Source organism: Halomonas sp. DP5N14-9, from assembly GCF_019802175.1.
Lineage (GTDB): Bacteria > Pseudomonadota > Gammaproteobacteria > Pseudomonadales > Halomonadaceae > Halomonas > Halomonas litopenaei.
The window spans coordinates 122,893-149,098 of the sequence record NZ_JAHVHR010000001.1 but is presented as its reverse complement, the minus strand read 5'-3'; the positions used below and the strand labels follow the sequence as shown (position 1 = coordinate 149,098).

At 61.9% G+C, this 26,206-nt stretch carries 21 protein-coding genes; 8 read left to right on the top strand and 13 right to left on the bottom strand.

The genetic code is table 11. The features are described 5' to 3' along the window. Window positions 1-355 precede the first annotated feature (355 nt). Window positions 356-1,315 carry a LysR family transcriptional regulator gene (locus tag KUW00_RS00700; protein WP_222568001.1) on the top strand — a complete coding sequence of 320 codons (960 nt, stop codon included), beginning with the start codon at window positions 356-358 and terminating at the stop codon, window positions 1,313-1,315. Window positions 1,316-1,647: 332 nt separating this feature from the next. After that, the gene (gene gmhB / locus KUW00_RS00695) at window positions 1,648-2,217 is read left to right on the top strand and encodes a D-glycero-beta-D-manno-heptose 1,7-bisphosphate 7-phosphatase (protein WP_222568000.1); all 570 of its coding nucleotides are present in this window, start codon (window positions 1,648-1,650) and stop codon (window positions 2,215-2,217) included. A 1,310-nt stretch (window positions 2,218-3,527) separates the two neighbouring features. Here the strand turns inward: gmhB and gyrB are convergent. The 4 genes from gyrB to dnaA are packed head-to-tail and all read right to left on the bottom strand — an operon-like array spanning window position 3,528 to window position 9,743. After that, window positions 3,528-5,948 carry a DNA topoisomerase (ATP-hydrolyzing) subunit B gene (gene gyrB / locus KUW00_RS00690; RefSeq protein WP_222567999.1) on the bottom strand — a complete coding sequence of 807 codons (2,421 nt, stop codon included), beginning with the start codon at window positions 5,946-5,948 and terminating at the stop codon, window positions 3,528-3,530. Beyond that, window positions 5,945-7,075, bottom strand: coding sequence for a DNA replication/repair protein RecF (gene recF / locus KUW00_RS00685; protein WP_045995090.1), 1,131 nt, complete (start codon window positions 7,073-7,075; stop codon window positions 5,945-5,947). Before recF ends, gyrB begins: the two co-directional genes overlap by 4 nt. Before the next feature lie 28 nt (window positions 7,076-7,103). Then, window positions 7,104-8,207, bottom strand: coding sequence for a DNA polymerase III subunit beta (gene dnaN, locus KUW00_RS00680; RefSeq protein ID WP_045995089.1), 1,104 nt, complete (start codon window positions 8,205-8,207; stop codon window positions 7,104-7,106). A 60-nt stretch (window positions 8,208-8,267) separates the two neighbouring features. Then, window positions 8,268-9,743, bottom strand: coding sequence for a chromosomal replication initiator protein DnaA (gene dnaA / locus KUW00_RS00675; RefSeq protein WP_045995088.1), 1,476 nt, complete (start codon window positions 9,741-9,743; stop codon window positions 8,268-8,270). Window positions 9,744-10,344: 601 nt separating this feature from the next. Here dnaA and rpmH point away from each other — a divergent pair. The 5 genes from rpmH (at window position 10,345) to KUW00_RS00650 (ending at window position 15,179) form a co-directional block, all read left to right on the top strand. Continuing rightward, complete coding sequence (gene rpmH, locus KUW00_RS00670; protein ID WP_008959105.1) at window positions 10,345-10,479, top strand: 50S ribosomal protein L34; 135 nt, start codon at window positions 10,345-10,347, stop codon at window positions 10,477-10,479. A gap of 13 nt (window positions 10,480-10,492) precedes the next feature. Continuing rightward, window positions 10,493-10,942, top strand: coding sequence for a ribonuclease P protein component (rnpA, locus tag KUW00_RS00665; RefSeq protein ID WP_083970680.1), 450 nt, complete (start codon window positions 10,493-10,495; stop codon window positions 10,940-10,942). A 199-nt stretch (window positions 10,943-11,141) separates the two neighbouring features. Further along, window positions 11,142-12,821, top strand: a complete 1,680-nt coding sequence (gene yidC, locus KUW00_RS00660; protein WP_108131947.1) for a membrane protein insertase YidC — start codon at window positions 11,142-11,144, stop codon at window positions 12,819-12,821. A gap of 153 nt (window positions 12,822-12,974) precedes the next feature. Further along, window positions 12,975-14,345: a tRNA uridine-5-carboxymethylaminomethyl(34) synthesis GTPase MnmE gene (gene mnmE / locus KUW00_RS00655; RefSeq protein ID WP_108449589.1), complete on the top strand. Its 1,371-nt coding sequence runs from the start codon at window positions 12,975-12,977 to the stop codon at window positions 14,343-14,345. Window positions 14,346-14,606: 261 nt separating this feature from the next. Continuing rightward, window positions 14,607-15,179: a YceI family protein gene (locus KUW00_RS00650; RefSeq protein WP_222567998.1), complete on the top strand. Its 573-nt coding sequence runs from the start codon at window positions 14,607-14,609 to the stop codon at window positions 15,177-15,179. A 38-nt stretch (window positions 15,180-15,217) separates the two neighbouring features. Here KUW00_RS00650 and KUW00_RS00645 read toward each other — a convergent pair whose 3' ends face one another. From KUW00_RS00645 to rdgB, 4 genes are all read right to left on the bottom strand, one after another. Then, entirely contained in the window at window positions 15,218-16,093 is an 876-nt protein-coding gene (locus KUW00_RS00645; RefSeq protein WP_222567997.1) for a 23S rRNA (adenine(2030)-N(6))-methyltransferase RlmJ, read from the bottom strand. A gap of 489 nt (window positions 16,094-16,582) precedes the next feature. Beyond that, the gene (locus KUW00_RS00640) at window positions 16,583-17,257 is read right to left on the bottom strand and encodes an OmpA family protein (RefSeq protein WP_045992732.1); all 675 of its coding nucleotides are present in this window, start codon (window positions 17,255-17,257) and stop codon (window positions 16,583-16,585) included. 38 nt (window positions 17,258-17,295) lie between these two features. Beyond that, window positions 17,296-18,465, bottom strand: coding sequence for a radical SAM family heme chaperone HemW (gene hemW, locus KUW00_RS00635; RefSeq protein ID WP_222567996.1), 1,170 nt, complete (start codon window positions 18,463-18,465; stop codon window positions 17,296-17,298). Beyond that, window positions 18,465-19,076 carry an RdgB/HAM1 family non-canonical purine NTP pyrophosphatase gene (gene rdgB / locus KUW00_RS00630; protein WP_222567995.1) on the bottom strand — a complete coding sequence of 204 codons (612 nt, stop codon included), beginning with the start codon at window positions 19,074-19,076 and terminating at the stop codon, window positions 18,465-18,467. Before rdgB ends, hemW begins: the two co-directional genes overlap by 1 nt. Window positions 19,077-19,404: 328 nt before the next feature. Between rdgB and KUW00_RS00625 the strand changes: the two genes are divergently transcribed. Next, the gene (locus KUW00_RS00625; RefSeq protein ID WP_045992729.1) at window positions 19,405-20,076 is read left to right on the top strand and encodes a LuxR C-terminal-related transcriptional regulator; all 672 of its coding nucleotides are present in this window, start codon (window positions 19,405-19,407) and stop codon (window positions 20,074-20,076) included. Window positions 20,077-20,236: 160 nt separating this feature from the next. On the opposite strand, the gene KUW00_RS00620 is transcribed toward KUW00_RS00625, so the two are convergent. The 5 genes from KUW00_RS00620 to KUW00_RS00595 form a co-directional block, all read right to left on the bottom strand. Then, a complete protein-coding gene (locus tag KUW00_RS00620; RefSeq protein ID WP_045992728.1) occupies window positions 20,237-21,478 on the bottom strand; it encodes an AAA family ATPase in 1,242 nt (413 codons plus the stop codon). Between the two features lie 12 nt (window positions 21,479-21,490). Then, window positions 21,491-22,783 carry a glutamate-1-semialdehyde 2,1-aminomutase gene (hemL, locus tag KUW00_RS00615; RefSeq protein ID WP_222567994.1) on the bottom strand — a complete coding sequence of 431 codons (1,293 nt, stop codon included), beginning with the start codon at window positions 22,781-22,783 and terminating at the stop codon, window positions 21,491-21,493. A gap of 174 nt (window positions 22,784-22,957) precedes the next feature. Beyond that, entirely contained in the window at window positions 22,958-23,770 is an 813-nt protein-coding gene (locus KUW00_RS00610) for a hydroxymethylpyrimidine/phosphomethylpyrimidine kinase (RefSeq protein ID WP_108449583.1), read from the bottom strand. A gap of 35 nt (window positions 23,771-23,805) precedes the next feature. Then, window positions 23,806-24,237 carry a protoporphyrinogen oxidase HemJ gene (hemJ, locus tag KUW00_RS00605; protein ID WP_045992725.1) on the bottom strand — a complete coding sequence of 144 codons (432 nt, stop codon included), beginning with the start codon at window positions 24,235-24,237 and terminating at the stop codon, window positions 23,806-23,808. A 9-nt stretch (window positions 24,238-24,246) separates the two neighbouring features. Then, window positions 24,247-26,199: a chloride channel protein gene (locus KUW00_RS00595; RefSeq protein WP_261391915.1), complete on the bottom strand. Its 1,953-nt coding sequence runs from the start codon at window positions 26,197-26,199 to the stop codon at window positions 24,247-24,249. Between the last annotated feature and the right edge of the window lie 7 nt (window positions 26,200-26,206).

Sequence of the window (26,206 nt, the reverse complement as noted above, 5' to 3'; positions counted from 1 at the left end):
CTCGTTGGTCTTCCCCTATCCTGGCCCGTCCGAGACCAGCGCAGTAGCGAAGCTCACGGAGTACTGTCTTGCGCTAGACTCAACAATCAGGCCCCGAGTCAGAGCCGTCTCTCGCCGCGCTGCTCTGGCGCTGGCACTGGCTCCGGCTCTGGCATTGCCCGCGCCAACCCCACGGCAAGATCCGCTGAAGCATAGTCATTGGCAGCTTCCGATCGATTGCCGAGTGAGTCGCTGCATGGGCCTTGTGGTGACAAGCGCTGGAAAGAAGTATCTGTCGCCGCACCGGCGCCCATCGACCCTGGCCCCATGGCGACTCGTGCAATGACCAACCCCTGCCTCTGGACGAGAGTGCACCATGCCATCCCATCACGACACACTGGTCGCTGGACTGCTTGCCCTGGTTGAAGTGGCAAGATATGGCTCACTGCGTGCGGCCGGCGAGCAACTCAACCTCACCAGCGGCGCGGTCAGCCGTCGCCTCGATGCGCTGGAGTCTCGGCTCGGGACGAAGCTGTTGCACCGGTCCACCCGTGAGGTTTCCCTGACCCTGGCGGGCCGCACCTACCTGGAACGCGCTGTCCCTGCTCTACGGTTACTCGACAAGGCGGCGGATACCTTGCAGGACATCAGTGACCGACCGCGAGGACTGATCCGCCTATCACTACCGGTCAATTTCGGCCGAATCCATATTGCGCCCTTCCTCCCCGAATTTCTCGAACGCCATCCAGACATTGAAGTGGACGCCGACTTCGACGATCGCTTTGTCGATATCGCCTCATCCGGGCACGATCTGGCAGTGCGAGTCGGGGTGCTCGAGGACTCTCGCTTGGTCGCCCATCCCTTGGCCGCAGATCAGCGCATGCTGGTGGCGTCGAGGGTCTATCTTCAACGCCACGGCATACCACGTCATCCACTGGACCTGCTGCACCACAACTGCCTTCACTACACACGGTTCCAGGGTATTCAGCGCTGGCCACTTCGCCGTGGCGGCGAGGTTCACAACGTGCCGGTCAGCGGAAGCTACAGAGCGAACTATGGGCACGCACTGGTGATCGCGGCAGAGGCAGGTATCGGCATCCTTCATACCTCCCGTTCCATCGTCGGGGCCTCGCTGGAAGCCGGCAGGTTGCTCCCCGTGCTCGAGGACTGGTCGCTGCCGGACATCAGCATCCACGCGCTGCTTCCAGGACGGGATCCTCCAATGCGGGTACGAGCATTGCTCGATCACCTGAAGGACTCGATACCCACATCACTGGCGACAGCCGGCGCGACAGGCTTGGACACCAACACTACGTCGCCACCCCTTTCGGACTAGGGTGTTGTCAGCGACAGCTAAGGGGGCTGGGGTCGCAGCGCTCTGTGTCTTACCGAATACGGAGGAGCCTGGGATAGTTGTCGCTGGAAAGGGCTTGCATGAGACCCTTGCATGAGCCCCTTGTTACGCCCTCGACATGGCGGGAATAGCACGAGCTTCCACTGGCAAAAGGTGAGACAGGCAGCAACAGCGGCGGGGTTGGCAAGAACTGCAACGAGAGCCACAGACACGGCCTCGTCAGCACCTGATTGTTTCACGTGAAACATGCCCCTACACTGGGCCGATTGCGTGACAGCAACCACCCTTACCCATCGCATAGACTAGGAAGACCCATGGCCCCACGACTCGTCATTCTCGACCGTGACGGAGTGATCAATCAGGACTCCGACAACTACATCAAGTCGCTCGCCGAGTGGGTCCCCTACCCCAGCGCCATCACCGCCATCGCCCGCTTGTCCCAACAGGGCTGGACCGTCGCTGTTGCCACCAACCAGTCAGGCATCGCGCGCGGCTACTACGATGAGGCGACGCTGGAGTCCATGCACACCAGGATGCTGAGTCTGGTGGAGGCCGAAGGCGGTCGGATCGAGCATATCGCCTACTGCCCTCACATTAGCGAGGACCGCTGTGATTGCCGCAAACCCTTGCCCGGTCTGCTCCGCCAGATACAGGATGCGCTTGCACTCGACAGCCTGGAAGGCGCCTGGATGGTGGGCGACAGCTACCGAGATCTCCAGGCAGGCGCTGCCATGGGCTGCCGCCTTGCATTGGTGCGTACCGGCAAGGGCGAGCGCACACTAGCCAAACATCCAGAACTTGGCCGGACAGACAGCGAGGCAGAGGTCCATGACGATCTCGCTGGTTTTGTCGATCAACTGCTGCAAGGAAACCTGGATACCTGAGAGAGCACCCTGCATCAGGGTCGCCCCCTCGTCACCCCTCGCCACCCCTCGGCGAGCCTCCAGGCCTGGCCGCCGACGTGGCTCTCCCTTCATCTATCTGCGACTGCCGAGCCCCATGTTTCACGTGAAACATGGCGGCTCGCGTTCTTCGTATATCAACGTCCAAACAATAGCTTAGCGCACGGGAAAGCTCTTGCGACTTACCCGCCCGGGAGGTCGTGGTGCTCAATTGTCGGTCTTTCCGTGATGACTGCGAGTGCAATGTATCGCCCCCCCTCCGGACAGGTTCCCGCACGTTCCATATAGTGCGACAACCAAGGCACCCGTCTTAAGCGAGAGACTCATCAGGCCCCAAATAACATGACGTGGATAACAAGACGCAGGTAACAAGATCCAGGCAGCAAGACACAGATGGCAAGACGCGGATCGCAAGATGCGGATAGCCAGACACGGTCCCAGCCTTGGAATCTCAGATCTCAGGCCTGATGCCCTGATGTTTCACGTGAAACGTTGCGGAGGAGCGAGGCCACAGACGCAGCCCGATTATGGCTTGTCGTGCGCTCTCGTCTGTTACCACCCCTTGCCACCATCCCTTCTCCCCCCTCCCAACAGCTCCTTACAACAACACATCCATTCCTCCCTTTCTGATTCCCTCCTTCCATCATCCCCTTCTTTGAAATGACGCCAGCAGTATCGATACGTCGCCTCTTCGACCACTTCACATGTGATCGCGCAAGCGAGATACCTTCCTCCGAGTATCTGCCTGAAGCTCGGGTACTCCCCCTACTCGGCACGAATGCTGATATCGACCAGACATTTGATACCAAAGAGGAGTGAGTCCTGGATTGAGCAGCTGGACCTTATATCGCCAGATGTTTCACGTGAAACGTGCAAGCCGCGCCGCTGTCCTCAAGCGCCTGCCCACCGTGCAACCGCCATGGAAACACCGCGCCGTCGTCTTTTCTCTACTGACGTCCAGCGACGTCCACTGACTTCCATTGCCGACACACCGCGCCCACTCACCACCCACTCACCGCGTTCGCCAGCAGAATCGGGCGACCACAGCCCATGGCGTGCGGTCAGATGTGTATCTGCTCATTCGCGATACACCCTCGCCGGATGGCAATAGAAGCCTGGTGCACCCCGCCCTCTCATAGCGGGCCTTTCAAGAAACCAGCCACCCAACCATCCGGCCGCTGGCAAACTACTAATACTAAAAAAGAAAAAACCCCGATCCTGGAGATCGGGGTTTTGTCGCGAGATGTTTCACGTGAAACATCGAGGCCATGGGCCTGGGACTTCCTGCTGCACTAGATGTCCAGATTGGCCACCAGAGCGTTGCGCTCGATAAAGTCACGACGCGGTTCGACTTCATCACCCATCAGGGTGTTGAACATCATGTCGGCGGCGACGGCATCTTCGATGGAAACCCGCAGCATACGACGCGTATTGGGATCCATGGTGGTTTCCCACAACTGCTCCGGGTTCATCTCGCCCAGCCCCTTGTAGCGCTGGATCGACAGACCACGCTGTGCCTCGTTCATCAGCCAGTCCAGCGCCTCATAGAAGGTCTTGACCGGCTTCTTGCGCTCACCACGGGCGATATAGGCGCTATCTTCCAGCAGCCCGTCCAGTGTCTCACCGAGGCCAGCGATGGCGCGATAGTCGGCGCTGGTGAAGAAGTCCAGGCCCCACACGTAGTCGGTGGTCACGCCATGGGCAATCAAGGTTACCGCCGGCAGGAAGAACCCACGTTCATTGTCTTCCTGCAACGAGAAGGTGTAACGCGGTCCACCCTCGTAGGCTACCAGATCGTCCATTTCCTTCTGAAGGAACTCGATCCAGTTCTGCATGGTGCCGCGATCACGGAGGCTGTTTTCGCCGTCAAGATGTGCTGCATGGACGATCTTGCGCAGCACCTCGCTGGGATAGACCCGCGACAGACGATCGATGCGCTTCATTACATCACGGTACTGGTTCACCAGAGTCTCAAGCTGAGCCCCGCTGATTCCAGGCGCATCTTCACTGACGCACAACCGCGCTCCGTCCAGGGCGGTGGTGGTCAGGTAGTCGATCATCGCCTGCTCGTCCTTGAGGTAGAGCTCCTGCTTGCCACGCTTGATCTTGTACAGCGGCGGCTGGGCGATAAACACATGCCCGCGCTCGATCAACTCCGCCATCTGACGGAAGAAGAACGTCAACAGCAGAGTACGAATATGCGAACCGTCCACGTCCGCATCGGTCATGATGATGATTGAGTGATAGCGCAGCTTGTCCGGATTGAACTCCTCACGGCCGATGCCACAGCCCAGGGCAGTGATGAGCGTCCCGACTTCCGCAGACGACAGCATCTTGTCGAAGCGTGCCTTCTCGACGTTGAGGATCTTGCCCTTGAGCGGCAGGATAGCCTGGGTACGCCGATCACGCCCCTGCTTGGCACTACCCCCGGCCGAGTCACCCTCGACCAGGTAGAGTTCGGACAGACCGGGGTCCTTTTCCTGACAGTCGGCCAGTTTGCCCGGCAGTCCTGCGATGTCCAGGGCACCCTTGCGGCGGGTCATATCACGCGCCTTACGCGCCGCCTCGCGGGCCCTGGCAGCGTCCAGCATCTTGTTGACGATGGCCTTGGCTTCGTTGGGCTTCTCTACCAGATACTCCGAGAAAGACCGACCAAGCTCTTGTTCTACCGCAGTTTTTACTTCGGAAGAGACCAGCTTGTCCTTGGTCTGGGAGGAAAACTTCGGGTCCGGCACCTTGACCGAGATGATCGCGGTCAGGCCCTCACGGGCGTCGTCACCGGAGGTGTTCACCTTGGTCTTCTTCAGCAACCCTTCCGCTTCAATATAATGATTGAGCGTACGAGTCAGTGAAGCGCGGAAACCGGCCAGGTGGGTACCGCCATCCCGCTGAGGGATGTTGTTGGTGTAGCAGAAGATGTTCTCGGCGAAGGTATCGTTCCACTGCATCGCCACCTCGACCGCCACGCCATCTTCGCGCTCCACGTTGAAGTGGAAGACGGGGTTGAGAACGGTCTTGTTGGTGTTGAGGTGGTCGACGAAGGCCTTCAGGCCACCTTCATAGTGAAACAGCTCTTCCTTGCCGCTACGCTCGTCCAGCAGGCGGATAGCCACACCAGAATTCAGAAACGACAGCTCACGCAGACGCTTGGCCAGAATATCGTAGTGAAACTCGATATTGGCGAAGGTCTCGGGAGACGGACGGAAGTGCACCCGCGAACCGGTCTGCTCGGTCTGCCCCACCACCGACAGCGGCGACTCGGGGACACCGTGACGGTAGATCTGCTCGTGGACCTTGCCGGCACGCCAGATGGTCAGCTTGAGCTCTTCAGACAGCGCATTGACCACCGAGACACCGACGCCGTGCAGGCCGCCAGATACCTTGTAGGAGTTGTCATCGAACTTACCGCCCGCGTGCAACACCGTCATGATCACTTCGGCCGCCGATACGCCTTCCTCTTCATGAATATCGGTAGGAATGCCACGGCCATTGTCACTGACGGTGATCGACTCATCCGGATGGATGATCACCCTGATCTCGCTACAGTGGCCGGCCAGCGCTTCGTCGATGGAGTTGTCCACCAGCTCGAACACCATGTGATGCAGGCCGGTACCATCATCGGTATCGCCGATGTACATCCCGGGCCGCTTGCGTACGGCATCCAGGCCTTTCAGTACCTTGATGCTCGATGAGTCGTAAGCATGTTCGCTCATTGACCACTCCGTCGTGAAGTCTGTCTGTCTATGGCCTGCAGCTGGCCGAAGCCGTCAGCGTCTTGTTTCACGTGAAACATTGCCATCGGCGTATCGGGTTGCCACAGGTCGGCCAGTACCTCGTGATCCACGCTGGTGATGAAGGCCTGGCAGCGCATCCGCTCCAGCCACTGGCAAAAGATCCTTCGGTGGTTCTGGTCCAGTTCGGCGGGCAGATCGTCGATCAAGTAGAGACAGGTCCTGCCTGTCATCTTCTCGAGTAACCGTCCCTGGGCAAGCTTCAGTGCGCTCACGACGAGTTTCTGTTGTCCTCGTGAAAGCACTTCGACCGCTGGTCGTTTGCCGAGTCGAATCGCCAGATCCGCTCGCTGGGGCCCCTGCTGGGTAAATCCCATCTGACGATCGGTGTCGCGTCCCTGCTCGAGCACCTCGGCCAGATCTCGCTGTCGATCCCAGCCACGGCTATAGCGCAGCGTCAGCGATGGCAGTGAAATCAGCCCTTCCAGCGTTTCCTCGAATACCGGGATAAAGGTATCGATCCATTCCCTGCGCAGGATGTCCATGCGCTCGCCCGAAAGCGCCAGCTCATGCTCCCACACTGACAGGGATTGAGGCTCCATTCTACCATGCCTGAGCAGGGCATTCCGATGTTTCAGGGCGCGACGGAAACGCTGCCAGGCCTGCAGGAAGTCATGTTTCACGTGAAACACTCCCCAATCCAGGAACTCCCTCCTGCCGGCGGGAGATCCCTCCAGCAGGCGGAAGGCGTCGGGGTTGATCAACTGCAGGGGCAGGGTCTCCACCAGACGAGACACCCTGTCGAGTCGTTCACCGCCAATGCGCAGCGTCAATTCGCGCTCCTGACGCAGGCGGCGCAAACCGATCGATACAGGGGGATCACCGGCAAGGCGGCCATGCAGGACAAGGGCGTCAGCATCGTGGTGGAGTACCTGGGACAGCCGACGCGCCCGAAAGGACCGCCCCATGCCCAGCAGGTGGATACCTTCGAGCAGGCTGGTCTTGCCGCTGCCGTTGCTTCCAGTGATCAGGTTGATCCCGGAAGATGGTGAAATATCAAAGGCCTGCAAGTTTCGCAGGCCTTGAAACATCAAGCGGTCTAGCGCCATGGAAAGGCCTTGCTGGCAACGAATACCGTCACAGGCGCATCGGCATCACGACATAGAGGGCATCGCCGCCACCGGGTTCTTCCATCAGCGCACTGCTGTTGGGATCGCCCAGCGTCATCTGCACGCGATCCTCACCCACGGCGTTGAGCACGTCGATCAGATAGCCGACGTTGAAGCCGATCTCCATGGCCGGCCCGCTGTATTCGATGGCGATGTTTTCCTCGGCCTCTTCCTGCTCCGGGTTGTTGGCCATCACCCTCAGGTTGCCCTCTTCCAGATTCAGCCGCACCCCACGGTACTTCTCGTTGGAGAGGATGGCGGTACGCGACAGCACCTGACGCAACTCCGAACGTTCGGCGATGAAGACCTTGTCGCCACCCTTGGGCACGACCCGCTCGTAGTCCGGGAACTTGCCGTCCACCAGCTTGGAGGTGAAGGTGAAGTCCCCGGTGTGAGCACGGATATGGGTAGAGCCCAGGGTCAGGCTGACAGGCTCTTCGGAATCGTCGAGCAGTCGCACCAGCTCGAGTACGCCCTTGCGCGGGACGATCAGCTTCTGGGCCGACTCAATGTTGATCTCCACGGGACGAGAGCTGACCGCCAGGCGGTGGCCGTCGGTAGCCACGGTGCGGACCAGGTTCGGGGCGAACTCCAGCAGCAGGCCATTCAGATAGTAGCGAACGTCCTGCTGCGCCATGGCGAAGGAGGTGGCGTCGATCAGCTGCTTGAGGGTCCCCCGCGGCAACGCCAGTTCGACACTGCTCTGACCATCCTCGATATTCGGAAACTCGGCGACCGGAAGCGTGGACAGGGTAAAGCGTGAACGGCCACTGCGCAGCACGGCCCGCCCATCCTCGATGGACAGCTCCAGCTCGGACTGGTCTGGCAAGGACTTGCAGATGTCCATCAGCTTGCGCGCGGGCACCGTGATGGCGCCAGGCTCATCCACCTGGCTGGCCACGGTGCGGCCGACCAGTTCGACTTCCAGGTCGGTGCCGGTCAAGGCGACCTCGTCCTGTTCGACCTGGATCAGCACATTGGAGAGCACCGGTAACGTCTGACGGCGCTCGACCACACCGGCCACCAGCGTCAGCGGGCGCAGCAGCGCTTCGCGGGAGATGGAAAATTTCATGTCGGCTCCACTTCTTGTCCGGGAGAGTGAGACGGTCACGCGGTTGATGACGTAGAGACGTTAACTGGTCAAAAGCCGCAACAGATTCTTGTAGTCTTCACGAATGTCGGCGCTTTCTTCCTGCAGCGCCTGCACCTTGCGACAGGCATGTAGCACGGTGGTGTGGTCTCGGCCGCCGAAGGCGTCGCCGATTTCCGGAAGACTGTGATTGGTCAGTTCCTTGGCCAGGGCCATGGCGACCTGTCGCGGGCGCGCCACGGAGCGTGAACGCCGCTTGGACAGCAGGTCCGCCAGCTTGATCTTGTAGTACTCCGCCACGGTACGCTGGATGTTGTCCACGCCTACCTGCTTGTCCTGCAGAGCGAGCAGATCCTTGAGCGATTCGCGGATGAAGTCCTGGGTGATCGACTTGCCCATGAAGTGAGAATCGGCGATGACCTTCTTCAGCGCCCCTTCCAGTTCACGCACGTTGGAGCGAATCTTCTGGGCAATGAAGAAAGCCGCATCATGGGGTAGATCCACCTTGGCCTGGTCGGCCTTCTTCATCAGGATCGCCACCCGAGTCTCGAGCTCAGGCGGCTCTATCGCCACCGTCAGCCCCCAGCCAAAACGGGACTTGAGGCGCTCCTCGACGCCGCTGATTTCCTTCGGATAGCGATCCGAGGTCAGGATCATCTGCTGGCCACCCTCAAGCAAGGCATTGAAGGTGTGGAAGAACTCCTCCTGGGAGCGCTCCTTGCCGGCGAAGAACTGGATGTCATCGATCAACAGCGCGTCGACGCTGCGATAGAAGCGCTTGAAGTCATTGATGGCGTTGAGCTGAAGGGCCTTGACCATATCGGCCACGAAGCGCTCCGAGTGAAGATACACCACCCGAGCGTTCTCGCGACGCCCCGCCAGGGCATTGCCCACCGCATGCATCAGGTGGGTCTTACCGAGGCCGACGCCACCATACAGAAACAGCGGGTTGTAGGCTCCCCCAGGGTTCTCCGACACCTGGCGGGATGCCGCCCTGGCGAGCTGGTTGGACTTGCCCTCGACAAACGTCTCGAAGGTGAAGTTGGGATTCAGGCCACTGGAGTGCTTGAGACTGCCCTCGACCTGAACCTGACGCTCACCACCGGGTGGACGCGTGACCGGCGCCTCACCGCCTTCGTCGCGCAGGCGGTCGACCTCGCGCTCATCCCCCACATCGCCGCGGGAGCTGGTGTGCACGGCCGCCGAGCGGGCCGGAGCGGCGGAGACAGGATCGCCGAGTTCGCGAGTCTGGGGTGGGGCCGGCGCAGCACGACGACTGCCCACCGTCAGCATCACCTTGGGCGGCTTGGCCGGCGCCAACTCCCGCATCAGTTCACTGATACGCTTGGCGTACTTGTCACTGACCCAATCGCGCACGAAGCGGTTGGGTGCCAGCAGCCTGAGCTGATTGGACTCCCCTTCTTCCGCCTGCAGAGGGCGAATCCAGGTGTTGAACTGCTGCGAGCTCAGTTCATCCTGAAGGGTTTGTAGACACTGTTGCCAGAGAGCGAGCGACACGCGAGCTACCTTGGTTGAAGAACGACCGCACATTGTAGCCTTGTCACCACGAGTTATCCACACGAGAACGGCACCGAAACCTAGCTGTGGAAAACCCTTGTACGCCATTCGGAGTTGTGCTGGAACAACTTGCTGGCGAACGAGTCCCTGTGGACAATCTCATCATTGATCCACCGGAACCACACCGCTCCTCCCCGCGGTCTCAACGTTTTCTCCACACTTTTATATGCAACGCAACATGTTGAAATTTCATACGAGAACACGCTTATCCACAAAAACTATCCCCAGTAGTAATAACAACATCAGTCAAGAACTTCTCTTTATTGTTATGTAGGCAGTGGGTCATGTCGCGAGGCCAGTCCCAGGTGGCTTGTTCACCCGCCGGTTCGGCTCGAGCAAGAGTTATCCCCAGCCGTCTGGTCCGGACTGGCAGGGGCGAACACCCTGAAACCTGCTTTCTGGCCCGCGAAAAGATTGCACCCAGGGCTTGAAATCACTAAAATATCCGGTCTTAAGCCGAATACCCCCGGGGGCCCGAGCGGATTCCGGGAGCCTCTGGATGTCTATCCGTTCCAAAAAACCACTGTGGGATTAACGAGTTATGAAGCGCACATTTCAACCGAGCGTTCTCAAGCGCAAGCGCGCGCACGGCTTCCGTGCTCGCATGGCCACCAAAAACGGCCGCGCCGTTCTGGCACGTCGCCGTGCCAAGGGCCGCAAGCGCCTGAGCGCCTAAGCGCAGGTCCTTCGTGGCCTGTCTGACCTTTCCCCGGCAATGCCGCTTGCTGACTGCCGGGGACTACCGCCAGGTGTTCGATGGGGCGGTCTACAAGGTTCACGGCAAGGGCCTGATGGCGTTGGCGATTCCCAATGACTTGGGACACCCTCGCCTGGGCCTGGTCTTCAGCAAGAAGAACGTACGCCGGGCCGTCGATCGCAATCGACTGAAACGACTGGCTCGTGAGTCCGTTCGGCATGCACAGCATCGACTTCCCGCCGTGGATATCGTCTTGCTGGCCAGGCGTGGCGTCAACGAGGTCGACAATGACACCGTGCTGCGCCAGCTATTCGGCATGTGGCGTCGTCTCGAGCGCGAGGCCGAGAAGTCGACTCGTCCCTCGCGGACATCGACGACACCTCGCCACGCGAGTGACACCCGGGGTGACACTCGGTCACAGCCGAAGCAAAGCCGTAACTAGCAGCAAGAGGCTCTTCAATGCCGAACACACTTCGTCCGAGCATGAACGAGTCCCTCTTCCGGCCCCTTGACGTCACCTCTCGCGACGCGGAACGTTTCCGTACGAATACTGGCCTGCCTCCGGCAGGCTTTCGTGTATCTCATGTAGGCGTCTCGCGTGGCGCCATCGGCATGTTCACTTCCCTTCGGGCAGACCCTTCATGGACGTAAAACGACTACTCCTGCTGATCCCCCTGGCGGTGCTCGCCTACCTGATCATGGTGCAGTGGAACCAGGACTACGGTCAGCCGCCCAGCACCCCGGATGCTCCGGCGATCACCAGCAACGCGACCTCAAACGGTGCCGACGCCTCCACGTCGGAAGGCCTGGCGGCACCCAGCTCGGCCAATGATGTCGGCAGCGAGCTGCCCGGCAGCAGCGAACCCGCTGCCAACAGTCGAGATCTCATTGCGGTCATCACCGACGTCCTCGACGTGCGTATCGACCCCCAGGGTGGCGACATCGTCTACGCCGCCCTCCCCCAGCATCTGATGAGCCAGGATGGGGATCGGCCCTACGTGCTGCTGTCCAACAACAGCACCCTGAGCTACGTCGCTCGCTCTGGACTGCAGCTTGACGGCAACAGCGGTCGTATCGCCTTCTCGCCCGAGAAGACCGAGTACCGCCTGGCCGACGGCCAGGACAGCCTGCAGGTGGACATGACCGCCACCGTCAATGGCATCGACATCGTCAAGCGTTTCACCTTCAGTCGTGACGACTACGCAGTCGACGTCAGCTACCTGCTTGCCAACGCTGGCGAGGAGCCGGTCAGCGCACGCTTCATCGGCCAACTGGCCCGCGACAACAACCCGGATCCGTCCACCGGCCCCAAGATGGGCATGCGCTCCTTCCTCGGCGCGGCGTACTCCTCACCGGAGAACCGCTACGAGAAGATCGACTTCGAGGACATCCAGGCAGGCAACTTCCAGAACCGCGAGGTCGAGGGCGGCTGGGTCGCGATCATCCAGCACTACTTCACCTCCGCCTGGGTACCGCCGCAGCAGCAGGACAACCTGTTCTACGCCGCCACCGACAGTCAGGACCGCAACGTTGCCGCCTTCGCCGGCCAGGCCCAGACCCTGGCGCCGGGCGCCGACGCCACCTTGGGTGCCACCCTCTACATGGGCCCCAAGGTGCAGGAGCGGCTTGAGGCCGTGGCACCGAACCTTGAGCTGACCGTTGACTTCGGCTGGCTGTGGTTCATCGCCAATCCGCTGTTCTGGCTGCTCGATCACATCCACGATCTGATCGGCAACTGGGGCTGGTCCATCGTCATCCTGACCATCATGGTCAAGGCTGCCCTGTGGCCGCTGTCTGCCAAGGCCTACAAGTCCATGGCACGCATGCGCAAGCTGGGCCCGGAAATGCAGCGTCTCAAGGAACGCTTCGGCGACGACCGCCAGAAGATGTCCCAGGAGATGATGAAGTTCTACCAGAAGGAAAAGATCAATCCGCTGGGCGGCTGTCTGCCGATCCTGATACAGATGCCGGTATTCATCGCGCTGTACTGGATGCTGCTGGAGTCCGTGGAACTGCGTCACGCGCCCTTCATGCTGTGGATCCAGGACCTGTCGGTGAAGGACCCCTACTTCGTCCTGCCGATCCTGATGGGCGCCTCCATGTTCGTTCAGCAGATGCTCAACCCGACGCCTCCGGACCCGATGCAGGCGAAGATCATGAAGATGCTGCCGATCGTCTTCACCTTCTTCTTCCTGTGGTTCCCGGCCGGTCTGGTCATCTACTGGGTGTGCAACAACTGCATCTCGATCATTCAGCAGTACGTGATCACCCGCAAGATCGAGGAAGACCCCAGCGTCGGCAAGGGCATGAACACCAAGTAAGTCCTCATGCATGACGCTTCCAGACCCCCGCTTCGGCGGGGGTCTGGCGTTTCAGGGCCCGCACCTCTGGCAACAGCCGTTGGCCACACCAGCCGGACTGGCAAAGCCAGGCGCTGCGCCTGACAATACGCCCGATCATCAAGGAGTCTGACCATGACCACGCCTCTCTACACCCAGGACAGCATCTGCGCCCTCGCCACGCCGCCGGGTCGGGGCGGCGTCGGCATCATACGCGTCTCGGGGCCCGCCTGTGGCGCGATTGCCAGCGCCATGCTGGGCCAGGTACCGGACGCGCGCCAGGCCTTCTACGGACCGTTCAGGGGCGATAACGGGGTAATCGACGAAGGCATCGCGCTGTTTTTCGAAGGGCCACACTCCTTCACCGGCGAAGACGTGCTGGAACTTCAGGGTCACGGCGGCCCGGTGATCATGGACATGCTGCTCGAGCGCTGTGTGGCACTGGGGGCACGGCTGGCCCGCCCGGGTGAGTTCTCCGAGCGCGCCTTTCTCAATGACAAGCTCGACCTGGCTCAGGCCGAGGCCATCGCCGACCTGATCGACGCCAGCTCCCGTGGCGCCGCCGAAAATGCCTTGCGTTCCTTGCAGGGCGAGTTCTCCACCCGCGTGCAGTCGCTGGTCCAGGGCCTGATCGAGCTGCGCATGTACGTCGAGGCGGCCATCGACTTCCCCGAGGAGGAGATCGACTTCCTCGCCGATGGCCATGTCGCGGCCAAGCTTGGCGCGCTCATGACGGAGCTCGCCGAGGTGCGTCGCAGTGCCGGCCAGGGCGCACTGATGCGCGAGGGCATGAGCGTGGTCATCGCCGGACGGCCCAATGCCGGCAAGTCGAGCCTGCTCAATGCGCTGACCGAACAGGACACCGCCATCGTCACCGATATCGAGGGCACCACCCGGGACGTGTTGCGAGAACATATCCATCTGGACGGCATGCCGCTGCACATCATCGACACCGCCGGCCTGCGCGATACCCCCGACGCGGTGGAAAAGATCGGCGTGGCCCGCGCCTGGAGCGAAATCGAGAAGGCCGACCGGGTCCTGCTGCTGGTGGACGCCACCACCACCGAGGCCACCGACCCCATGGCCATCTGGCCGGAATTCGTCGAGCGCCTGCCGGACGCCTCACGCTTGACCCTGGTGCGCAACAAGGTGGACCAGAGCGGTGAAGCACCGGGACTCGATTTATCCACAACACCTCCTACGCTGCGGCTCTCCGCCAGATCACGTCAGGGTGTGGATAACCTCAAGTCTCACCTCAAGGAGATCATGGGCTTTCAGTCCACCACCGAAGGCCGCTTCTCGGCTCGGCGTCGTCACCTGGACGCCCTTGACCGCGCCCGCGAGGCCCTCGACAACGGCCATGCGCAACTCGAAGGCTATGGCGCGGGCGAGCTGCTGGCCGAGGACCTGCGTGATGCCCAGCAGGCGCTGGGGGAGATCACCGGCGAGTTCAGCGCCGACGATCTGCTGGGTGAGATCTTCGGCAGCTTCTGTATCGGCAAGTGAATGCCTGAGAATGCACAAAAGTCTTTAAAGCAGACGCTACACCGATAGCGAGCACTTACCCACGTTCATGCGCCAGCGATCGCCTCGCCATCCCTTCAGTGATGGCGAAGCCACGCCTGGCGCCGGCATGGGGCGCCTGAGGCGCCCCCCATCACTGGTGCCAGACATCCGCCCCCCGGCCGGCCGCACCGAGGGCTCGTCCAGGGCATCTGTCATACCCGCTACACTGTGGGCAGTGCCCCCTTGCCCACAGGAGTCCCCATGAAAGCTCTTCCCCTGGTTGTCGCATTGGCGCTAGGCAGCGTCTCGCTTTCCGCCCTGGCGGACTGGCAGCTGTCCGGTGACGATTCACGCCTGTGGTTCGGCTCGGTGAAGAACCAGAGCATAGGTGAGACCCACCACCTGGACGGTCTGTCCGGCGGTATCGACGATAACGGCAAGGTCACCATCGAGGTGGCCACAGAATCGCTGGACACGGGCATCGATATCCGTGATGAACGGATGCTCGAGCACCTGCTGGCCGCGGCCAGCTTCGCGATCTCGGCCCAGGTAGATACCTCCAGCTTCGATTCACTTGGTGTAGGCGAGACCCTGGCGACAAGTATCCCGGTCGATATCAGTCTCGGCTCGGCGTCGACCGAGCAGGAAGCCCAGGTACTGGTGGCAAGACTCGCCGACACACGCTGGCTGGTGGTGTCGGATCAGCCGGTATGGCTAAGCGCAGAATCGCTGGGCTTCGAGGACGGCATCGCCGCCTTGCAGGAAATCGCCGGCCTCTCATCCATCGACCGAACCTCACCGGTGGGCTTTCGCTTGATGTTCGAGTCCCCATGACCCGATTGGCGTCTGGCCAGATGACCAACAACCAGGCGCTACTCTTCCACCCACCAGCGCTGCTCGTGGCGCGCTGCGTCACCGAGCAGCGGCAACCAGTCAGCGATGGCGGCCTGCATGCTGTCGCTGACACCCCAGGGCGGGTTGGCCACCAGCATCCCGCTGCCGTACATGCCGTGACTCGCCCCACCCGGGGGGTGCAGGATCACCTCGCTGCGCCATAGCTTGCGCACACCGCTGGCTCGCAGCCTGTCCAACAGCTCCTGGTGGCGCCCGGCGGGCAGCAGTGGATACCACAGCAGCAGCACCGCGTGGCGGACCTTGCCGAGGGCATGAATCATGGTCTCGGCGACCTCCTGGTACTCCGACTTGCGCTCGAAACTCGGGTCGACCAGCACGCACAGCCGCGGTGTCTTTACCGGGAGCAGTGACCTGAGCCCGGCCAGGCCATCGCCATGCACGCGTCGAATATTCGCCTGCTGCCCTTCGCCTGCCAGTGACTGCCGGGCCAGGTGACCGTGCTCACCCGGGTGCAACTCGAACAGGGTCAATCGGTCCTGATCACGCAGCCGATGACCCAGCCACCAGGGCGAGCCCGGGTAGTGGGTCAATTGCTGTGGCCGCGGCTGAACGGAGTCGATCGCCTCAAGCCAGGTCGTCAGCAGTGGATTCTGCGCGCCCGCCTTGCCCGTCTCGGTGCGGCTGTCCCACAAGCGCTTGACGCCCGTCTGGTACTCCTTGAGCCGCGCGGTTTCTTCAGCCGCCAACGGATAGCTTCCTCGCCCGGCGTGAGTATCTATAAACGTAATAGCGCTATTTTTACGTAATAGATGTTCGATCGTGGCGTAAAGCCACAAGTGTTTATGAACATCTGCGAAATTGCCGGCATGATAGGCGTGCTGATAGGAAAGCATGGATGGTCTGACCTGGTCGTGGGGCGAAAATCGTTCGCCGAGTCGATGGCGTTACGATAACAGCAAGTAGGGGTCTGCGTGCAGACGTATGGACTCATGACAGACATTGGGCTTTAACCGAGTAGGTACGCTGTACCCCCACGAACCCGAGCCGTTGAATATCATTGAGCCGTCGCCAGTTATCGCTGTGACCAAGGTTGGGGCAGCAGCAGGGCTGGGAGAGACCAGGCCAGACAAGACCACGAGAGCTCTAGCGAGTCCTGGAGAAATCTAGCGAGTCCAGGAGAGATCTAGAGGGTCCTGGAGAGACCGGGCAGGAATGAAGAGATAGGCAGGTATCGAAAAGGCCCGCGCCTCTGTCGAGAGGTGCGGGCCTTGCCGTTGCAGTCGCTGCAACGTCGCGACTTCAGCTACGGGCTATCGACGCAAGCGAGAGAAACCCACCGAGGTGGCGGGCCTCCCTCATACAGGTCAGGCGGCCGAGTCGCCTTACCCCTGCTGGCCGGTCGGCGTCAGGGTAATCTCGACGCGACGGTTCTGGGCACGACCTTCTTCGGTGTTGTTGCTGGCGATCGGCTGGTTTTCACCGTAGCCGCTCACGTACAGACGACCGGAGGCGACACCCTGCCCCTGGAGGTAGCTGCCCACCGACTGAGCACGACGCTCGGACAGACGCTGATTGTAGCTGGCGTCGCCGGTAGAGTCGGTGTGGCCGGCGATATTGACGCGGGTTTCCGGATACTGGGTCAGCACGTTGGCCACGTCGTTGAGGGCGCTAGTGGCGCCGCCGGTCAGGTCGGCGGAGTCGAAGCCGAAGGTCACGCTACTCGGCATGTTGAGCACGATGTTGTCACCCTGGCGCTCCACGTCGATCCCGGTACCCTGCATGCTCTGACGCAGCTGTTCTTCCTGGCGATCCATATAGACACCGATGCCACCGCCCACGGCGGCGCCCGCAGCGGCGCCAATCAAGGCACGGTCACGCTTGCTGGTGCTGCCGTCGCCACTGATGGCACCGGCAGCGGCACCGACGGCGGCACCCACAGCGGCGCCAATGCCGGTGTTGTTGCGATCGGTCTGGCCAGTGTAAGGATCCGTTGTGGAGCAGCCAGCCAGAATCACGGCGGCTGCCAGCGGGGCGATCAGTCGAGTCTTGCTGCTCATGGCGTCAACGTCTCCTTCCATGTGGTACATCATCCCTTTCAGTCTTCGCTGAACAGGGTCAAAAGGTCGTTCAAGAATAATAGACCTTGCGCAGAAGCTTGAACCCTGGCGGCGTCTTGCACAATAAGTCCCTTTTCACGCGCCTTGTCGATCTTTGGCGACAACTCTGCCACAGAGCGTCCTGTGTGTGCACACCAGGTATCCAGCGATACCCCGTCGACCAGTCTCAGTGCGTTCATCGCGAATTCCAGCGCCACCTCGTCAGGCTTCACCCGTCGATGACCGGCCACGAAACCCCGTGGGTCCTGATGTCGCTGCAGGTAAGCCTCGGGCTGGCGAGTCTTCCAGCGACGCTCGATGTGGAAGCCCGACTCGCCCGGCTGGCTGATCTTGCCGTGGGCACCGGCGCCGATCCCCAGATAGTCGCCGAAGCGCCAGTAGTTGAGGTTGTGACGCGCCCGACGCCCGGGCTTCGAGTAGGCCGAGATCTCATAGCGTTGAAACCCTGCCGCCTCGAGACGCTCGTGGCCCAGGTCCTGGATATCCCACAGCACCTCTTCTTCCGGTAGCCGCGGTGGCTTGGCATGAAACTCGGTATTGGGCTCCAGCGTCAGCTGATACCAGGACAGGTGTTCCGGCGCCAGCGTGATGGCCCGCTCCAGGTCGGCAAGCGCGAGCTCCGGGGTCTGCCCCGGCAAGCCATGCATCAAGTCCAGATTGAGATTGTCGAATCCGGCTCGGCGAGCCTCATCGAAGGCGCGCTCGGCGTCCTCGCCGCCATGGATACGACCCAGCGCCGAAAGCTGTTCGTCGTGAAAACTCTGCACGCCAAGCGACAGCCGGTTGATGCCGGCACGGCGATAGTCGGCAAAGCGGCCACGCTCCAGCGTCCCCGGGTTGGCTTCCAGCGTAATTTCGATATCCGAGGCGAAAGGCACCAGCTGGCTCGCCGTATCCAGCAATCGGCGATAGAAATCTCCAGACATCAGACTCGGTGTGCCGCCGCCGATGAAGATGCTGACCAGCTCGCGTCCGTCGGCAAGCCTGGCATCGCTGCGCAGGTCGTCGATCAAAGCCGCCAGATAGGCCTCTTCGGGGAGTTCGGCGCCGCGCCCGACACCGTGGGAATTGAAGTCACAGTAGGGACACTTGCGCACGCACCAGGGCACATGGACATACAGCGCCAGTGGCGGAAGACGAGACACCATCACGAACTCGACCGACGCTCGAGTTCGAGCAGCAGCGCCGAGAGGGCGCGACCGCGATGACTCAGTCGATTCTTCTCCGCCGCGCCGAGTTCGGCGGCGCTGGCGCCCTGGTCCGGCAGCCAGAACAGTGGGTCATAGCCAAAGCCGCCCTCACCGCGCGGATGGGCCAGGATCTCGCCACGCCAGTCGGCCTGGACGATAAGTGGCACTGGATCCTCGGGATGCTCGAGCAGCACCAGCACGCACCAGTAGCTGGCACCACGGCTCCCCTCGGGCACCTCGGCCATGGCCTCGAGCAACTTGTCGTTATTGCGATCGTCGTCCTTGGGTTCACCGGCAAAGCGGGCGGAATAGATACCGGGGCGACCATCGAGTGCATCCACGGCGAGCCCGGAGTCGTCGGCCAGCGCCGGCAGGCCGCTGATACGGCTGGCTTCCCTCGCCTTGAGCAGGGCATTTTCGACAAAGGTCAGTCCCGTTTCCTCGACCTCGGGAACGGCAAACTCCGACTGGGCGTGAACCTTGATGCCCAGTGGCGCCAGCAGCGCGCCCAGTTCCTTGAGCTTGCCGGCGTTTCCACTGGCCAGCACCAGTTCGGTAAGTTGACTCATGGCGTCGCTCTTGATGGGTAGTTCGATAGAAGACACGTCGGCACTATGCCGGCATGTTTGCCTATACTCTATCATGCGCGGTTTGAATGCCGTTTAAGCACAAAGTTGGAAAAAAGATTCAAAAAATACCGGGAAACTGTCCGAAAATTCGCTATTTTCTAGGACCAAGGTATGAAATATTTTGGTATAATCGTGTATCAAGCCTAACTTTACTGTGCAGCAGTTACAGAACCTTACAAAATGAATGAAATAGGCCCATAATGGTCACCACTTACTAGTCATACCCATCCCTGTCAGCAGGCGTCTGCGGGTGCACGGAGACACGACGATGAGCAACAACACAGGACAGATAGTGCTGGTGACTGACCACAACCCTCAGTCACTGCTCTTCATCAACTATATCAAGGACCAATTCCACTGCCCTGTCTCCATCGCCGCCCCCGCCGACACCATCGAAATCGATGACAGTCAGCAGGTGCTGGTACTGATGGACGCCGACCACGTCGACGACGCCGCCATGCAGCATTGGCAGGACGTCAGTGCACGCCACAGCGGCCTGTTGCTCACCGCCTTCAACCTGCGTGACGAAGAGCATGCGCTGGAGGTGCTGTCCTTCATGCATCTGCGAGGGGTCTTCTATCGTCAGGACAGCCTCGACAGTATCTGCAAGGGCATCGCCAAGCTGTTCGAGACCGACGATCTGTGGATGTCACGCTCACTGATGACTCGCCTAATCGAGTTCTCCCGCCGCCAGCAGCTCAATGCCTATCGACCGGCCTGTGGCCTGACCCAGCGCGAGATGGAGATCATCGGACTGCTGGGCTCCGGCGCCTCCAACATGGAAATTGCCGAACGCCTGTGCGTCAGCGAACACACCGTAAAGTCTCACCTGTACAACGTGTTCAAGAAGATTCGCGTCAGCAATCGCCTGCAGGCGGTCAACTGGGCACGCCAGAATCTCGGCGCACCGCCACCTCGACGCTCCACTGCGACACGCTAAGGCTCGACGACCGAGCCCTGGAACGACGGGGGCACAGACGCCTATCGGCTGAGATCGAGCAACGGAATGAAGCGACTGCATCGACAACACAGGTGCAGCCAACAAGGACGCCGGCATCGCCGGCGTCCTTGTTGGTGGAGAAGGATACCTGGCTGGTCTCTCACAGCACGCGTATGTGCTCTTCGATCAGGCTGGCCAAGGTCTCCGCCGCGTTGTCGGCCGTGCTGTCCAGCCGCACCAGGTGCAGGCGTTCCTCGTCGGTGAAGTCTTCGAAGGCGTCCTGCTGTGCCGCCAGCACCGCCAGGCTCAACGATTCGTCCCGCTCATTGCGCACCGCACGTTTGCTGATGCGACGTCTTAGCGTCTCGTCGTCGGCCTCGAAGCTTACCAGCAGCACCGGCAGTCCCCGGGCCTCGGCCTGCCAGCGCAACAGCTCGCGCTGCTTGCGCTCGAGGAAGGTGCCGTCGACACAGACCATGTAACCGGCGTCCAGCAGAATCCCGGCGCAGGCGGCCAGGCGCTGGTAGGTCTTGTCGGTGGCCTCGCGGGTATAGATATCCACAGGCAGATCGTCACTACCCTGTTGTGGATTGAATCCATGCAGCACCAGGCGCTGAACATCGGAGCTCAGTCGCACCGCCCCCTGGCGTCCCACCAGGGTACGGGTGAAGCGGCTCTTGCCGCTGCCCGACACCCCGACGCCGATCACCAGCGGCGGAAAGCGGAACTCCGCGTGGCGCTCTGCCAGGGTCAGGTAGCGGCGGAAACTGTTCATGGTCTCGGCCATCAGCGACGGACGCTCCTGGCCGCTCACCTGGCGACGCTGCAGCGCACGGCGCATGCCCGCCATGGACTCGATGACCTGCAACAGTGACAGGATCCGTGCCAGCTCGTAGTCGCCACTGCGACGTAGATAGCCATCCAGAGCCTGATGGGAGAGCGTCATCTCGCCACGCAGTTCGAGTTCCACCCTGAGACTCGCCAGGTCATGGCCGGGATCTGCCATCTCGGGATAGTCGAAGGGCTTGGGATCCTGGGCGGCACTCTGGGCGACTACCAGACGCCCGTTGTCACACAGACGTACATCGGAGTACTCCATGTACCAACGGCTGGGACGCAGGCGATCCTTGCGCACCTCGATGATCGGAGCGAGACGATCGAATTCCTGATCCAGCCACACCTTGAGGGCGTCCAGGCGCTCGACGTCCTCGTCCCCGGTCAGCAGTGATCGACAGGCCGAGAACTCGGCCTCGCTGCGGTGCTTGAGCACCGTCAGCGGTTCCGGCAAATCGCTCTCCGGCGGCAACGGCTCGGCGTGAAACTCGGCCAGCGCGTCCAGCAGTTCTTCCAGGGTAAATGGCTCCAGCGCGGTGTCCGGCGAAGCGGCGTCATTGCCAGTCATGGTCGGCTCCTGTCAGGCCTGGGTCGTCATCTGGGCGAAGGCTTTCTCGGCAGCGTCCAGGGTCACCTGGATATCCTCCGGCGTGTGTGCACTGGACATGAAGCCAGCCTCGTAGGCCGACGGCGCCAGGTAGACTCCCTGCTCGAGCATGGCGGTGAAGAAACGGCGGAAGGCATCGGCGTCGCAGGCGGTGGCCTGGGCAAAGTTCTCGACGCTGCTCTGGGCGGTGAAGAATACCCCGAACATCCCTCCCACGCGCTGAGTGATCATGTCGATACCAGCCTCGCGTGCCCGGCTTTCAAGCCCGTTGCACAGGGTCTCGACACGCTGCGCCAAGGCCTTGTGAAAGCCCGGCTCTTTCAGCTTGGTCAGCAGTGCCACCCCCGCCGCCATGGCCAGCGGATTGCCGGCCAGGGTGCCGGCCTGGTACACCGGCCCCAGCGGCGATAGTTCGTTCATGATCTCGCGGCTGCCACCGAAGGCACCCACGGGCATGCCGCCACCGACGATCTTGCCGAGACAGGTCAGATCCGGGGTCACGCCAAAGTGTGCCTGGGCGCCGCCCAGGGCGACACGGAAACCGGTCATCACCTCGTCGAAGATCAGCACACTCTGGTGGCGGTCACAGACCTGGCGCAGGGTCTTGAGGAAGTCGGCACTCGGCGGGATACAGTTCATGTTGCCGGCCACCGGCTCGACGATGATGCAGGCGATCTGACTGCCGATCTCCTCGAAACAGCGCTCCACCTCGTCGATGTCATTGTAGGACAGCGTGATGGTATGTTCGGCCAGAGCGGCAGGCACCCCGGGAGAACTGGGCTCACCGTGAGTCAGCGCGCCGGACCCCGCCTTGACCAGCAGCGAATCGCTGTGGCCATGGTAGTTGCCCTCGAACTTGACGATCTTGTCCCGCCCGGTAAAACCACGGGCCAGGCGAATCGCCGACATGGTCGCCTCGGTGCCCGAGTTGGTCATGCGCACCATCTCGATGCTCGGGATGATCTCGCAGATCAGCTCCGCCATGGTGGTCTCGACCGCGGTCGGGGTACCGAAGGACAGGCCCTTGTCGAGGCGCTCGCGCACCGCGCCCAGCACGTCGGGATCGGCATGGCCGGTGATCATCGGTCCCCAGGAGCCCACGTAGTCGACGTAGCGCTTGCCTTCGACATCGAAAAGGTAGGCGCCCTTTGCGCTCTCCATGAACACCGGCGGACGATGCAGCCCCTTGAACGCGCGCACCGGTGAGTTGACGCCACCGGGAATGTGCCGACAGGCCTGTTCGAAGAGCTCAGCGGATGTGGTCATGGCAACCTCTTTGCCCAAAAGTGAAATTCAATCATCGATGCCACAGACATCGATTCAGCGCGACACCGCCTGTGGATAACCCTGTGGAGGGCATGGGATAACCCGGTGAATTGGGCGCCAATACCTTCCAACAGGGGCTGATCGGGGTCTCTCATGCCGACTGCCGTGTCGCCATCATACCTTGACCTCGTCCGGCGAAAAGCGCGGCGTCGGCATTTTCCACAGCCGGCGAGGCAACGACTGCCCCTGGCCGGGCGTCCAGCCATGGGCCAGCGCCTGCCAGGCAAACACCTGAGCCTGCTCACAAGCCTGCACCAGACTTTCTCCCGCCGCCAGTCGCGTAGCCACGGCAGCGGCCAGGGTACAACCGGAACCATGAAAGGTCGCCGGCAAGCGGGGCCAGGTCCACTGACGATCGCTGTCCGGAGTATGCAGGGTATGGGCGACACGCCCCTTGGCCGTCTGGCCCTGGGGATCATCGGTGCCGGTCACCAGCACCGCCTGGCAGCCCTGGTGCATCAGACTGACACAGCGCTCGGTATCATCCTGGTAGTCGAGCCCGGCCAGGCGTGCCAGTTCGTCGCGATTGGGGGTCAGGATATCGACCCTCGGCAGCAGACGCTCGAAGTAGGCGTCGATCAGCTCCTGGGTCGCAAGCGGTGATCCGCCCCCCGCCTTGAGCACCGGATCGGCAACCACCGGCACACCGGGCCGGCGGCGCACCACATCGACCACCGCGTCCAGCGCCTCGAGGTCGGCGATCAAACCGATCTTGATCGCCGCGATCGGCAGGCTCTCCAGCGCTGCGGCCGCCTGGCGAATGGTCGAGGCCGGCACCGGGTGAACCGCCTGGACGTCGACGAGGTCCTGTACCGTCAGTGCGGTAGGCACGGTCAGCGCCCAGCCTCCGCAGGCGGCCACGCTCTCGGCATCGGCCACCAGGCCGGCACCGCCGGTCGGGTCATGCCCGGCCAGCACCAGCACCATCGGCAGGTGGGGCGAAGTCGAAGGACTCAGGCTATTCAAAAGGGTTTCACCACGGCCAGGATCACGATAGCCACCAGTGCCAGCACCGGCAGTTCATTGAACACACGAAAGAAGGTGGCACTGCGACGGCAACGATCCTCGGCCAGCTGCTTCAGGTAGATCAGGCAGACATGGTGATAGGCCACCAGCGCCACCACCAGCGCCAGCTTGGCGTGCAGCCAGCCCTGGCTCATCAGGGCCGGGTTCAACCACACCAGCAGGGCCCCCAGCAGCAATACCGCCACCATCGAAGGTGTCATGATGCCGCGATAGAGCTTGCGTTCCATCACCATGAAGGTATCCATGCTGGCGTACTCGCCCTTGTCCCGGGCCATGGCGTGGTACACGTAGAGCCGTGGCAGATAGAACATGGCGGCGAACCAGGTCACGATCGACATCAGGTGAAAGGCTTTTATCCACAGATACATGGCGACTCCTCAGGCTGTGGATGGATCAGACAGGCGGTAGTACCGCTCAATGGCATCCCGGGTGATGATACCGGAAATTCGCTTCTGCTTCGGTCGATAGCCGTGTTCCACGTAGAGTCCATCCACCTTGCTTTCGTTCAGCACGTTCAGCGCCTCGGTCAGGGTCGCCTGCAAGTGAATGGCCACCAGGTCCAGTCGCTGGCCGGGGATTTCCAGCAGGTCCAGCAACGCCTCCTTGTCTTCATCGGGGCTGGCCGCCGCTGGTGACACCGGCGGTGGCGAGCGATCGACGTTCTTGCCCGCGATGACATCCGCCTGGCCGCCGGGGGCGCCCCCCGTGTCCATCAACACATCCATGGCAGCATTGTCGTCGCTGGCTTCGCGTTGATCTTCCGGCGCCGCCTTGTGTTCCTGTTTCTCCCGCTGTCCCTGCTGCTGCTGCTGCTCCTGCTGCTCGAGCAGATAACGCGCCAGGTCGGCCGCCTTCAGCGCCAGGGTCGGCTTGTCGTCGGTGGAACGTTCGATGATGATCCACACCGGTTTGGCCTCGAGCAATGCCCGAGCCTGGGTCTCCGAGATCCGTCGCCTGGTGCGCACCAGGCTGCGCTCCATCACCGCCGGCACCGACACCCGCGACAACGCCTGCATCAACGGTTGCTGAAGGGGGTGCAGACCATGGCGCTTGACGCTGATAAAGAAGCCGTCACAGCGACACAGCTGGCGCGCGGTCAGGCAGGACACCACCACCGCCAGCATGCCCGGCAACAGAATATGCGGCATATGGGTCAGTTCGAGCAGCGCCATCAGCGCCGCCAGCGGCGCCTGCAATACCGCCCCCATCATCGCCGCCATGCCGATCATCGCGAATAGCCCAGGGTCTGCGGCCTTGTCCGGCCACATCCAGCCCCCGGCAATGCCGAACAGCGCCCCGGCGGCCGCGCCGACCACCAGCACCGGGCCGATGATGCTCACCGGCACCCCGCAGCCTACCGCGAAGGCAGTCAGCAGCAGTTTGCCCAGCACCAGCGCCATCAGAATATCCAGCGTCAAACGATTGAACAGCGCATCGGACAGGCTGTCGTAGCCGATGCCCTGGACCTGGGGGTAGCACCAGGCCAGCAGCGCCGCCAGGGCACCGACCAGTGCCAGGCGCCACCACAGCGGCAGGCTGGCGATGCGCTCCGAGCGCGATACATGGATGAACAGACCCGCCAGCAGGCCGATACCGAAGGCCATGGCGGCGATCCAGTAGATATTGAACAGCGAGCCCATGGACAGATCGGGAACCGCGAAGGCAGGGTCGGCGCCATAGACCAACTGGGAGACCAGGGCTCCCATGCAGGCCGCCAGGATGACCGGCATGAAGCCAACGATGGTGTATTCCATCATCACCACCTCCATGGCGAAGATCACCCCGGCGATGGGCGTATTGAAGGAGGCGGCGATGCCTGCCGCGGTGCCGCAGGCCACCAGCACCCGCAGGCTGTTGTGGGGCAGGCGCAGCAGTTGGCCGAGGCCACTGGAGGCGGCGGCGCCCAGGTGGATCGCCGGGCCTTCGCGCCCGGCGGACAGCCCCCCGACCACCGACACCACCCCCACCCACCACTGGTTCAACCAGTTGCGCAGCGGAAAGCGGCCCTGGTGATAGGTCAGGCGTTCGATCACATGGCTGACGCCGATCTTGCGGGCGGCCAGTGGCTGACGCCACAGCAGCACACCAATCACCGTCACCGCGATGATCGGCAGCACCATGCGCAGGCCGGTAGACAACTGCTCGAAGGCTTCGGGATCGTCGTAGGGCATCACCAGCATGGCGCCGACCATCAACGCCAGCCGGAAGACCACCATCAGACTGCCGGTGATCAGCCCCGTCACCACCCCCAGCACGCACAGTTGCGGCAGGGCGTCGACGCTCGCCAGCTGGCGACGGAAGGCATCAAGACTGAGATCGGGCAGGCGCATGGAGGTG

Excerpts from the sequence above, each read along its gene's own strand:
- KUW00_RS00700 (WP_222568001.1), top strand. The coding sequence starts at position 356 with ATGCCATCCCATCACGACACACTGGTCGCTGGACTGCTTGCCCTGGTT.
- gmhB (WP_222568000.1), top strand. The coding sequence starts at position 1,648 with ATGGCCCCACGACTCGTCATTCTCGACCGTGACGGAGTGATCAATCAG.
- gyrB (WP_222567999.1), bottom strand. The coding sequence starts at position 5,948 with ATGAGCGAACATGCTTACGACTCATCGAGCATCAAGGTACTGAAAGGC.
- recF (WP_045995090.1), bottom strand. The coding sequence starts at position 7,075 with ATGGCGCTAGACCGCTTGATGTTTCAAGGCCTGCGAAACTTGCAGGCC.
- dnaN (WP_045995089.1), bottom strand. The coding sequence starts at position 8,207 with ATGAAATTTTCCATCTCCCGCGAAGCGCTGCTGCGCCCGCTGACGCTG.
- rpmH (WP_008959105.1), top strand. The coding sequence starts at position 10,345 with ATGAAGCGCACATTTCAACCGAGCGTTCTCAAGCGCAAGCGCGCGCAC.
- yidC (WP_108131947.1), top strand. The coding sequence starts at position 11,142 with ATGGACGTAAAACGACTACTCCTGCTGATCCCCCTGGCGGTGCTCGCC.
- mnmE (WP_108449589.1), top strand. The coding sequence starts at position 12,975 with ATGACCACGCCTCTCTACACCCAGGACAGCATCTGCGCCCTCGCCACG.
- KUW00_RS00650 (WP_222567998.1), top strand. The coding sequence starts at position 14,607 with ATGAAAGCTCTTCCCCTGGTTGTCGCATTGGCGCTAGGCAGCGTCTCG.
- KUW00_RS00645 (WP_222567997.1), bottom strand. The coding sequence starts at position 16,093 with ATGCTTTCCTATCAGCACGCCTATCATGCCGGCAATTTCGCAGATGTT.
- KUW00_RS00640 (WP_045992732.1), bottom strand. The coding sequence starts at position 17,257 with ATGAGCAGCAAGACTCGACTGATCGCCCCGCTGGCAGCCGCCGTGATT.
- hemW (WP_222567996.1), bottom strand. The coding sequence starts at position 18,465 with ATGGTGTCTCGTCTTCCGCCACTGGCGCTGTATGTCCATGTGCCCTGG.
- rdgB (WP_222567995.1), bottom strand. The coding sequence starts at position 19,076 with ATGAGTCAACTTACCGAACTGGTGCTGGCCAGTGGAAACGCCGGCAAG.
- KUW00_RS00625 (WP_045992729.1), top strand. The coding sequence starts at position 19,405 with ATGAGCAACAACACAGGACAGATAGTGCTGGTGACTGACCACAACCCT.
- KUW00_RS00620 (WP_045992728.1), bottom strand. The coding sequence starts at position 21,478 with ATGACTGGCAATGACGCCGCTTCGCCGGACACCGCGCTGGAGCCATTT.
- hemL (WP_222567994.1), bottom strand. The coding sequence starts at position 22,783 with ATGACCACATCCGCTGAGCTCTTCGAACAGGCCTGTCGGCACATTCCC.
- KUW00_RS00610 (WP_108449583.1), bottom strand. The coding sequence starts at position 23,770 with ATGGTGCTGGTGCTGGCCGGGCATGACCCGACCGGCGGTGCCGGCCTG.
- hemJ (WP_045992725.1), bottom strand. The coding sequence starts at position 24,237 with ATGTATCTGTGGATAAAAGCCTTTCACCTGATGTCGATCGTGACCTGG.
- KUW00_RS00595 (WP_261391915.1), bottom strand. The coding sequence starts at position 26,199 with ATGCGCCTGCCCGATCTCAGTCTTGATGCCTTCCGTCGCCAGCTGGCG.